The sequence below is a fragment of the Aquitalea sp. FJL05 genome (assembly GCF_003852595.1).
GTDB lineage: Bacteria > Pseudomonadota > Gammaproteobacteria > Burkholderiales > Chromobacteriaceae > Aquitalea > Aquitalea aquatilis.
This window is the reverse complement of sequence record NZ_QAJS01000001.1, coordinates 323,971-334,371: the sequence shown is the minus strand read 5'-3', so window position 1 is coordinate 334,371 and position 10,401 is coordinate 323,971. Positions and strand designations below refer to the sequence as shown.

Here is a 10,401-nt window from a genome sequence, read left to right as displayed (position 1 = left end):
GAACTATACCGCCGCACCCTGTCCTCGTCAACACTTTGTGCGAAGAAAAGTGCAGATTCTGGCCAAATATCGACTCACATCGGACTAAGTCACTGATGGAAAAATAATTATTCCAATGGGGTTTTATTACAGCCTTGCTGCGGGTGCGCAGAAACCGGCGCATCCCCGCTGCCTCACATTGACCCGAATCAAGCACCCACAGCGCCTTGTTGATATCCAAATAAGTATCCAACCCGCCGGATTGGCTATCTGATGACCGGGTGATTGAGCAGAACCCAATGCCGGATTGAGAGGCTTGCCTATATAGATAGACAACGCTGATGCCGCCCGACGGCTGTTCTGCTAATCTTGAGCCTTCTGCAAACTGCCCTACACCGCCCCGACGGCGGCATCTGCCATGCTCAAGTTTGATGTTCTGATTATCGGTAGTGGTCTGGCCGGCATGACGCTGGCCCTGCATCTGGCTGCTACTCGCAAAGTTGGCCTGATTACCAAGCGCGATCTGCTGGAAGGCAGCTCGACTTATGCCCAGGGTGGTATCGCCGCCGTGCTGGATACCGAGGATTCGGTTGAAGAGCATATCCGCGATACGCTGATTGCCGGTGCCGGGCTATGTAATGAAGAGGCGACGCGTTTTATCGTGGAGCATTCCAAGGAGGCGATTGACTGGCTGATTGCCCTGGGCGTGCCGTTTACTCGTGACGATACCCACAAGACCGGCTATCACCTGACGCGCGAGGGTGGCCACAGCCATCGCCGCATCATCCACGCTGCCGATGCTACCGGTGCTGCCGTGACCTCTACCCTGGGTCAGAAGATCAAGGCGCATCCGAATATCACGGTTCTGGAAGACTTCATTGCCATCGACCTGATCACTTCGCGCAAACTGGGGCTGGAAGGCAAGCGCTGCTATGGAGTGTATGCGCTGGACAAGACGCTGGACCAGATTGTCACCATTGCCGCCAAGCACACCATGCTGGCTTCCGGCGGGGCCGGCAAGGTCTATCTATATACCACCAACCCGGATACGGCGACTGGCGATGGTATTGCCATGGGCTGGCGTGCGGGCTGCCGTGTGGGCAATATGGAGTTCATCCAGTTCCACCCCACTTGCCTGTACCACCCGCACACCAAGTCTTTCCTGATTTCGGAAGCGGTACGTGGCGAGGGGGGCATTCTGAAATTGCCGGATGGCACCCGCTTCATGCCGGATCACGATCCGCGTGCCGAACTGGCACCGCGCGACGTTGTCGCCCGCGCCATCGACTTCGAGATGAAGAAGCATGGCCTGGATTGTGTCTATCTGGACATTTCCTACAAGCCGGCCAATTTCATCAAGGAGCACTTCCCCAATATCTACGCCCACTGCCTTGAGCTGGGCATTGATATTACCCAGGAGCCGATTCCGGTGGTGCCGGCCGTGCACTTTACCTGCGGCGGCCTGGTGACTGACCTGACCGGCCATACCGATGTAGACGCGCTGTATGCCGTAGGTGAGGTGGCATGCACCGGCCTGCACGGAGCCAACCGGCTGGCCAGCAACTCACTGCTGGAGTGTCTGGTCATCGGCAAGGCAGCCGCCGAGGACATTCTGGCCGCACCGGACATCACCCTACCGCCGATCCCGGACTGGGATGACAGCCAGGTGACGGACAACGACGAGGAGGTGGTGATCTCGCATAACTGGGACGAGCTGCGCCGCGCCATGTGGGACTATGTCGGCATCGTGCGTACCAACAAGCGCCTGATGCGGGCACTGAGCCGGATTCGTCTGCTGTCGGAAGAGATCAACGACTACTACAGCAACTTCCATGTCACCAACGACCTAATCGAGCTGCGCAATCTGGTACAGACTGCCGAGCTGATCGTGCGTTCGGCACTGCTACGCAAGGAGAGCCGTGGCCTGCATTACAGCCGTGACTATCCGGACATGCTGGAAGAAACACAGGAAACCATCCTGCAGCCCAGTCAACACTAGACTGCCTGTCTCACAACGGCGCCTTCGGGCGCCGTTTTTCATGATGTCATGGCTGAATCGCCGCGACGCGACAGGCACAGACCGGTCGTGGCATATCGACTAGCCGTTCAGCAGCAGCCACTATCACCATGCTGCGCCCTTGCCTCTACCTTTTTAAAAAAGCGCAAGCTCACGACTCATGTGTTCTCATTGCCGCGACGTAGCGGCAGGGTGAACCAGAATACGCAGCCGCCAGCCACGGTGGAATTGACACTGAATTCGCCGCGGTGGAATTCCACAATCGAACGACAGATGTTCAGGCCTATGCCCATGCCATCCGGCTTGGTGGAATAAAACGGGGTAAACAGCTCTTTCTTGATATTGTCGCTGAGGCCAGGCCCGTTATCCGCCACCTCTACCCGCCAGAACGCTGGCCCCACCGTGGTGCGCACCACGATATGCGGCCGCCGGGTTTGCGCCTCCACCATGGCTTCGATGGCGTTCTTCATCAGATTGAGCAAAACCTGCTCGATCAGCACCGGGTCCATGTCCAGCCGGCAGGCTGTCCCGTCCTGCTCGATCACCAGCTGCACCCCCGCCTTGAAGGCCATCATCTCGGCCAGCCCTGCCGCCCGCGCCACCACGCGTGAGGGATCGACATTCTCCAGCTGTGGTTCGTGCTTTTTGACAAAGGCGCGGATGCTCTTGATGATCTGCCCGGCGCGTTGTGCCTGCTGGCTGATGGCCGCCACCGCTTCGCGCACACCGGAGGGCAGCTCCAGCCGCTCCGGCAGGCGTCGCGCCAGACCAGCCGAGTAGGTGCTGATGGCGGTAAGCGGCTGATTCAGCTCGTGCGCCAGACTGGAAGCCATCTCGCCCATGGCGATCAGGCGCGAGGTGGTCTGGAAGCGCTCCTGCTGCGCCTGCGCCCGCCCTTCCCGCTCCCGCTCTTCGGTGACATCACTCAGAATCACCAGCCAGGCCGGCTCGCCACTGACCCACTCCAGCCGGCGACGGTGCATCTGGAACCACTGCACACCGTTTTGCAGGGTGAACTCGCTGGCCAGATCATCCTGTTCCGGCTCTTCCCGCAAGCCGGGCAACAACAGGCAGCACGGCGCATCCGGTTCATCAGCCAGCCATAAATAGGAAAAAGTGGGATTGCCATACAGCAGCTGTCCGCTGTGCTGGCTCACCACGCAGACACCGGCCTGCATGCCGTTAAGCACGGTCAGGAAACGCTGGTGCGAGGCATTCAGCGCCAGCCGCTGCCGTTTGCGCTCGGTAATGTCGAACAAGGCGGCAATCCAGCCGCGATGGCTGCCATCGCGCTCGATCAGCGGTGTGGCATACAACCGCACTTCGACAAATTCGCCATTCTGGCACTGAAAGCGCAGCTCGAAGCCCTGCTCGGGCTGCATGCCATGGCGTACCGCCTCCATGGCCGCACGCATTTGCTGGTGATCGGCACTGGGCCAAAAGGTATGGGGTGGGCGCTGGCCTACCAATTGCTCGGGCGCATAACCCAGCATTTCGCAAAACGCCCGGTTGACCCGCAATATTTCGCCTTCCAGGCTGATGGCCACCAGACCACTTTTCATGCAGTCCTCGATGGCCTGGCGCAGCGACACTTCGGTGGCCAGTGCGTGCTCGGCGCGCGAACGCTCGCGCATATGGCGGCGGATGCGCCAGATGGAGTACAGCAGGGCCACCGCCAGCAGCATGATCAGCCCGGTCAGCACCGGCAAGGTCAGCCCCAGCCCGGAACGGTAACTGACGGCACGCAGATACACGCCGAAGCCTGGCGGGTCGAAACTGGTCTGGTGGGAAATGGTGCCGGGATGCTCGGAAGGGTCGAACTTGCTGGCCAGGGTACGGCCACCCACATCGACAAAGCTGATGTAGTTTTTCGAGGCGATCCACCATGGCACCTGCCGGTGCAGCAATTGATCGAACTGATACACCAGCCGGATGCTGCCCAGATATTTCTCATTGGCAATGATGGGCACAGCCAGGTCGAAGCGGTACTTGCCATCGGCGCGGCGATAGGGTTGGCCATAGGAAGCACGGCGCAAGCGCGAGGCACGCCACACTGCGTCGAATTCGTCACCATGCAATACCTTGCCGGGTGCAACCTGCCCGTGCTGGTCGCGCAGCAGCATGCCGTTCTGGTCGAACTGCTGCACCAGCAGGACCTCCGGACTTTCGCGCATGAAAAATGCCGCTGTCGGCACAAAGCGCTCGGGCTGCATCTTGCCGCCGGCGATGTCCGCCGCCACGCCCTCGGCCCACTCCTGCTGCGCCTCCATGTGCAGGCGCATCGACTGCTCCAGCCATAGCACTTCCTGGATGAGATTGTCGTGCTGCTCATCCACCCAGTCGCGGTAAACCAGATAAAACAGCCCCCCCAGCGCCATGACCAGGGCAATGAGAGTCAGCGAGGTACCCACCCATAACAGGCGGGGAGAACGGCGGCGGGCAAGCAGATCGATCACGTGCATAAGCGGTACGGGAAAACCCCAATGATGAAGTCCCCAATGGCATGTTGTTGGCGCGCCTTCTACTTTACACGCTATTAACAGCCCACAGACAAGGGCTGTAATACAAAGCAAAAACATTCAACGCAAACGGAAACAGAAACGGAGAGACACTCATGAAACTGAAAATTGCTGCATTGCTGATCGGCGCTTCCTTTGGTGTAGCCGGCATGGCCCAGGCCGCTGGCGAAATCGTCATCAAGTTCAGCCACGTGGTATCGCCGGACACCCCCAAGGGCAAGGCCGCCGAATACTTCAAGAAACTGGCGGAAGAGCGTACCCACGGCAAGGTCAAGGTTCAGGTTTATCCCAACAGCCAGCTATACAAGGACAAGGAAGAACTGGAAGCCCTGCAGCTGGGCGCGGTTCAGATGCTGGCCCCGTCGCTGGCCAAGTTTGGTCCGTTGGGCGTGAAGGAATTCGAAGTTTTCGACCTGCCGTATGTGTTCGACAACTATGACGAAGTAAACAAGGTGATGCACGGTGCCATCGGCAAGCAATTGCTGGGCAAGCTGGAAAGCAAGGGCATCAAGGGCCTGGCTTACTGGGACAACGGCTTCAAGAACTTCTCTTCCAACAAGCCGATCAAGTCGCCGGCCGACCTCAAGGGCCTGAAGATCCGTATTCAGTCGTCCAAGGTGCTGGAAGAGGAAATGCGCTCGGTGGGCGCACTGCCGCAAGTCATGGCCTTCTCTGAAGTGTATCAGGCGCTGCAAAGCGGCGTGGTGGACGGCACCGAACTGGAAGCCTCCAACCTGTACACCAGCAAGGCTTACGAAGTGCAGAAAAACCTGACGCTGACCCAGCACGGCTTCCTGGGCTATGCCGTCATCGTCAACAAGAAATTCTGGGATGGCCTGCCGGCTGACGTACGTACCCAGCTGGATGGCGCCATCGTCGATGCCTCCAAGTACGCCAACGACATCGCCAAGAAGGAAAACGACCGCTCGCTGGCCGCCATCAAGGCTTCCGGCAAAACCCAGGTCTACACCCCGAGCGCCGCGGAACGTGCTGCCTTCAAGAAAGCCATGCTGCCGGTTCACGCCAAGATGGCCGAACGCATCGGCCCGGACCTGCTGAAGGCGATCTACAAAGAAACCGGCTTTAATCCCAACAACTGATCGGCCCATGAATGGAGCGTGCGTGCGGTAGCACCCACGCTCTTTTTTGCTGAATGAGAACAATCATGCTGAAATTCCTCGATCACCTTGAGGAGTGGATGATTGCCCTGCTGATGGGAAGCGCCACCCTCATCACCTTTGCCGCGGTATTGCACCGCTACGGCTCGGGCATCGACACTCTGCAACCCTACCTCGCCCACATCAATATGGCCTGGGCACAGGAACTGACCATCTATCTGTTTGTGTGGATGGCCAAGTTCGGTGCCGCCTATGGTGTGCGTACCGGCATCCACGTGGGTGTGGATGTCCTGATCAACCGCCTGTCGGACAAGAACCGCGCCAAGTTCATCATTTTCGGCCTGCTGTCCGGTGCCCTGTTTACCGGCGTCATTGCTGCGCTGGGTAGTGATTTTGTCTGGGCAATCGCCCATACCGACCAGACTTCGCCCGATCTGGAAGCGCCGATGTGGCTGGTTTATCTGGCCATTCCCTGCGGCTCCTCGCTGATGTGCTTCCGCTTCCTGCAAGTGACCTGGAACTTCATCAAGACCGGCAGCCTGCCCAAGCATGATCACGGCCATGTCGACGGCCTGGAAGAAGGCGCAGAAGAACTGGACAATCTGCACCCGCACGACCTGAACCACGGAGGCAAGCACTAATGACCACACTGATCATTTTCGGTCTGCTGCTTACCCTGATGCTGACCGGCATGCCGATCTCCATCTCGCTGGGTCTGACGGTACTGACCTTTCTGTTCACCATGACGGAAGTGCCTATCCAGTCGGTAGCGCTCAAGCTGTTTACCGGTATCGAGAAGTTCGAAATCATGGCGATTCCCTTCTTCATCCTGGCGGGTAATTTCCTGATGCATGGCGGGGTGGCCAAACGGATGATCCGCTTTGCCACCACCCTGGTTGGCCACTGGTACGGCGGCCTGGGTCTGGCCGGTGTGGTGTCCTGCGCCTTGTTTGCCGCCATTACCGGTTCGTCCGTCGCCACCGTGGTGGCCGTGGGCTCCATCATCCTGCCGGCCATGGTCAAGCAGGGTTATCCGCAACGCTTTGGTGCCGGCGTCATCACCACTTCCGGTGCACTGGGCATTCTGTTCCCGCCATCCATCAACCTGGTGATGTACTCCATTGCCACTGCCGGCATGGATGTCACTGGCCCGGATGGCTCCCCGGTGAGCACGGCCTCGGTAGGCCAGCTGTTCATGGCAGGTGTACTGCCCGGCCTATGCCTGTCGGTGCTGCTGGGCCTGACCACCTGGTATCGTGCCAAGAAGTTCGACTACCCACGCCTGCCGCGCGCCAGCTGGGGCGAGCGTCTGCAAGCCTTCCGTGAATGCATGTGGGGCCTGCTGCTGATCGTGCTGGTCATCGGTGGTATTTACAGCGGCATCTTCACCCCGACCGAAGCGGCTGCCATGGCCGCGGTATACGCCTTCATCATTGCGGTGTTCGTCTACAAGGACATGGGGCTGAAAGATGTGCCGCGCGTGCTGATCAACGCTGCGTCGATGAGCTCGATGCTGCTGTACATCATCACCAATGCCGTGCTGTTCTCCTTCCTGATGGCATCGGAGCAGATCCCGCAAGCGATGGCCGCCTGGATGACGGCACAGGGTTTGGGCATTGTCGCCTTCCTGCTGGTCACCAACATCCTGCTGCTGGCTGCCGGCAACTTCATGGACCCGTCCGCCATCGTGCTGATCATGGCGCCCATCCTGTACCCGGTGGCCGTCAAGCTGGGGGTTAACCCCATCCACTTCGGCATCCTGATCGCGGTGAACATGGAAGTCGGCATGTGTCACCCGCCGGTAGGGCTGAATCTGTATGTGGCGTCGGGCATTACCAAGATGGGCATTACCGAGCTGACCGTGGCAGTGTGGCCATGGCTGCTCACCATGCTCGGCTTCCTGGTCGCAGTAACATATATTCCCGGCATCTCGCTGTGGCTGCCGCGAATGTTAGGTATGATGCATTAAAAGCAGGACAGGACAAGGTACGCGGCAGGGATGAACGCCCTCGCCGCGTATCTTGTCTGACAGGACCATAGCCCCGGTAGAGGGTTAGCCCTTATAATATTGAGCTAAATTCAAAACGACCATAAGAAACCACCCAGGAGTTCACGAATGGACGAGCAACTGCGCCAAGCCGCACTCGATTTCCACCAGTTCCCTCAGCCCGGCAAGATTCAAGTATCCCCGACCAAGCCGCTGGCTACCCAGCGTGATCTGGCCCTTGCCTACTCCCCCGGTGTGGCCGCCCCGTGTGACGCCATCGTGGAAGACCCGCTCAATGCCTACAAATACACCGCTCGCGGCAATCTGGTAGCCGTCATCACCAACGGCACCGCCGTGCTGGGTCTGGGCAATATCGGCCCGCTGGCCGGCAAGCCGGTGATGGAAGGCAAGGGCGTGCTGTTCAAGAAGTTTGCCGGCATCGACGTTTTCGACATCGAGCTGAACGAAAACGACCCCGACAAGCTGGTGGACATGATCTGTGCCATGGAACCGACCTTCGGTGGCATCAATCTGGAAGACATCAAGGCACCCGAGTGCTTCTATATCGAAAAGAAGTGCCGCGAACGCATGGGCATTCCGGTCTTCCATGACGACCAGCACGGTACCGCCATCGTGGCCGCCGCCGCCGTACTGAACTCGCTGCGTCTGGTCAACAAGGACATTGCCAATGTCCGCGTGGCCGCATCCGGTGCCGGCGCTGCCGCCATCGCCTGTCTCGACCTGCTAGTCGCACTGGGCGTGCAGCGCGAGAACATCACCGTCTGCGACTCCAAGGGCGTGATCTACCATGGTCGTGACGAAAAGCTGGACGAATCCAAGCAGCGTTACGCCATTGCCGACAACGGCAAACGCAAGCTGGCCGATGCCATGGTGGGTGTCGACATCTTCATGGGTCTGTCCGGCCCGCGCCTGGTGACCCAGGACATGGTGAAAACCATGGCAGCGCATCCGGTGATTCTGGCCATGGCCAACCCGGAACCGGAAATCCTGCCGCCGCTGGTGAAAGAAGTACGTCCGGATGCCATCATCGGCACCGGCCGTTCCGACTTCCCCAACCAGGTCAACAACGTGCTGTGCTTCCCCTTCATCTTCCGTGGTGCGCTGGACGTTGGTGCCACCACCATCAATGAAGAAATGAAGCTGGCCACCGTGCGCGCCATTGCCGATCTGGCCATGGCCGAACAGTCCGACGTGGTTGCCACCGCCTACGGCGACGAAGAACTGTCCTTCGGCCCGGAATACGTGATTCCCAAGCCCTTCGACCCGCGCCTGATCGTCAAGATCGCTCCGGCCGTGGCCAAGGCTGCCATGGATTCCGGCGTGGCCACCCGCCCGATTGAAGACTTCGACGCCTACGTCGATCAGCTCACCCAGTTCGTGTACAAGACCAATCTGTTCATGAAGCCGGTGTTCTCGCAAGCCAAGAAGGAAAGCAAGCGCGTCGTGCTGACCGAAGGCGAAGACGAGCGCGTGCTGCACGCCACCCAGGAAATCGTGCTGGCCGGCCTGGCCAAGCCCATCCTGATCGGCCGTCCTAGCGTGATTGAAAAGCGTATCGAAAAGCTGGGCCTGAAGATGGAGATCGGCAAGGATTTCGAGCTGGTCAACAATGAATCCGACCCGCGCTTTGCCGAATACTGGAAGGACTACTACAACCTGATGAAGCGCAAGGGCGTTTCGCAGGAACAGGCCCGCCGCCGCGTGATTGGCAACACCACGCTGATCGGCGCGCTGATGGTCCGTCGCGGTGATGCCGACGCCATGATCTGTGGCACCTACGGCACCTACCGCCAGCACTTCGAAATCGTGGAAACCGTACTCGGCTACAACAATGCCGACAAGGTGGCCGGTGCCATGAATGCGCTGATCCTGCCGACCGGCAACATCTTCATCACCGATACCTATGTCAATGCCAAGCCGGATGCAGTCCAGCTGGCCGGTATCACCAAGATGGCCGCCGAAGCCATGAAACGCTTTGGTATCGCGCCGAAGGCAGCCCTGCTGTCCAACTCCAGCTTTGGCACCATCAACGGCGAATCCGCCGACAAGATGCGCAATGCACTGGAGCTGATTCGTGCAGCCCAGCCTGACCTGGAAATCGATGGTGAAATGCAGGGCGACGCCGCCCTGGTGGAAGCCATCCGCACCCAGGCCATGCCGGAAACCACGCTGAAGGGCTCGGCCAACCTGCTGATCATGCCCAATGTGGAAGCCGCCAACATCAGCTACAACCTGCTGCGCGTATCGGCCTCGGACGGCGTGACCATCGGCCCCATCCTGATGGGCATGACCAAGCCGGTACACATCCTGACCCCGATCTCTTCGGTACGTCGCATCGTCAACATGGTAGCCCTGGCCGCCGTGGATGCGCAGGTAGCCGCCAGCAACAGCTAAGCGATCGGCTTTGGTCTTATACTGAACGGGCAAGCAAGAGCTTGCCCGTTTTTTTATATGACAAGGAGAGCCAGCCATGAGCGCCGATTTCAATCCCACCGATCCATTCGCCATGTTCCGCCAGTTCTGGCAAACTGCCACCCCGGCCAGCGCCCAGCCTTTCCTGCCGCCAATGAGCGAGGAGGAAATCGACCGCAAGCTGGCCGAGCTGCGTGTGGTGGAAGGCTGGCTCACCATGAATCTGGGCATGCTGTCCATGCAGATGAAAACCCTGGAAATGCAGCGCGCGGCCATGGTGGCCATGAAACCGCGCGACGAAAAAAAATAAACCATCGCATCCGTCACAAACGGTCATCACCACGGGAC

General features: G+C 59.3%; 8 protein-coding genes. 6 read left to right on the top strand and 2 right to left on the bottom strand.

The annotated features are described in order from the left end of the window. Positions 1–220 (bottom strand): hypothetical protein (locus tag DBR44_RS19690; protein WP_233578273.1); only part of this gene is annotated, 220 nt, incomplete at its 3' end. A gap of 177 nt (positions 221–397) precedes the next feature. Here DBR44_RS19690 and nadB point away from each other — a divergent pair. Next, positions 398–1,978: an L-aspartate oxidase gene (nadB, locus tag DBR44_RS01500; RefSeq protein WP_103526016.1), complete on the top strand. Its 1,581-nt coding sequence runs from the start codon at positions 398–400 to the stop codon at positions 1,976–1,978. Positions 1,979–2,154: 176 nt separating this feature from the next. Here the strand turns inward: nadB and DBR44_RS01495 are convergent, their stop codons facing one another. Continuing rightward, positions 2,155–4,452 (bottom strand): PAS domain-containing sensor histidine kinase, encoded by a 2,298-nt coding sequence (locus DBR44_RS01495; RefSeq protein ID WP_233578271.1) that lies wholly within the window; start codon positions 4,450–4,452, stop codon positions 2,155–2,157. Between the two features lie 158 nt (positions 4,453–4,610). On the opposite strand from DBR44_RS01495, the gene DBR44_RS01490 reads away from it, so the two are divergent. From DBR44_RS01490 to DBR44_RS01470, 5 genes are all read left to right on the top strand, one after another. After that, positions 4,611–5,615: a TRAP transporter substrate-binding protein gene (locus tag DBR44_RS01490; protein WP_124641349.1), complete on the top strand. Its 1,005-nt coding sequence runs from the start codon at positions 4,611–4,613 to the stop codon at positions 5,613–5,615. 65 nt (positions 5,616–5,680) lie between these two features. Then, positions 5,681–6,274, top strand: a complete 594-nt coding sequence (locus tag DBR44_RS01485) for a TRAP transporter small permease (protein WP_124641347.1) — start codon at positions 5,681–5,683, stop codon at positions 6,272–6,274. Then, complete coding sequence (locus tag DBR44_RS01480) at positions 6,274–7,602, top strand: TRAP transporter large permease (protein WP_124641345.1); 1,329 nt, start codon at positions 6,274–6,276, stop codon at positions 7,600–7,602. The genes DBR44_RS01485 and DBR44_RS01480 overlap by 1 nt, the downstream gene beginning before the upstream one ends. A gap of 147 nt (positions 7,603–7,749) precedes the next feature. Then, positions 7,750–10,035: an NADP-dependent malic enzyme gene (locus tag DBR44_RS01475; protein WP_124641343.1), complete on the top strand. Its 2,286-nt coding sequence runs from the start codon at positions 7,750–7,752 to the stop codon at positions 10,033–10,035. A gap of 76 nt (positions 10,036–10,111) precedes the next feature. Further along, positions 10,112–10,363, top strand: coding sequence for a PhaM family polyhydroxyalkanoate granule multifunctional regulatory protein (locus tag DBR44_RS01470; protein ID WP_124641341.1), 252 nt, complete (start codon positions 10,112–10,114; stop codon positions 10,361–10,363). Positions 10,364–10,401: the final 38 nt, after the last annotated feature.

Bases quoted from the DNA above. Each gene is read 5' to 3' on its own strand.
- DBR44_RS01480 (WP_124641345.1), top strand. From the start codon at position 6,274: ATGACCACACTGATCATTTTCGGTCTGCTGCTTACCCTGATGCTGACC.
- DBR44_RS01470 (WP_124641341.1), top strand. From the start codon at position 10,112: ATGAGCGCCGATTTCAATCCCACCGATCCATTCGCCATGTTCCGCCAG.
- DBR44_RS01485 (WP_124641347.1), top strand. From the start codon at position 5,681: ATGCTGAAATTCCTCGATCACCTTGAGGAGTGGATGATTGCCCTGCTG.
- DBR44_RS01490 (WP_124641349.1), top strand. From the start codon at position 4,611: ATGAAACTGAAAATTGCTGCATTGCTGATCGGCGCTTCCTTTGGTGTA.
- nadB (WP_103526016.1), top strand. From the start codon at position 398: ATGCTCAAGTTTGATGTTCTGATTATCGGTAGTGGTCTGGCCGGCATG.
- DBR44_RS01475 (WP_124641343.1), top strand. From the start codon at position 7,750: ATGGACGAGCAACTGCGCCAAGCCGCACTCGATTTCCACCAGTTCCCT.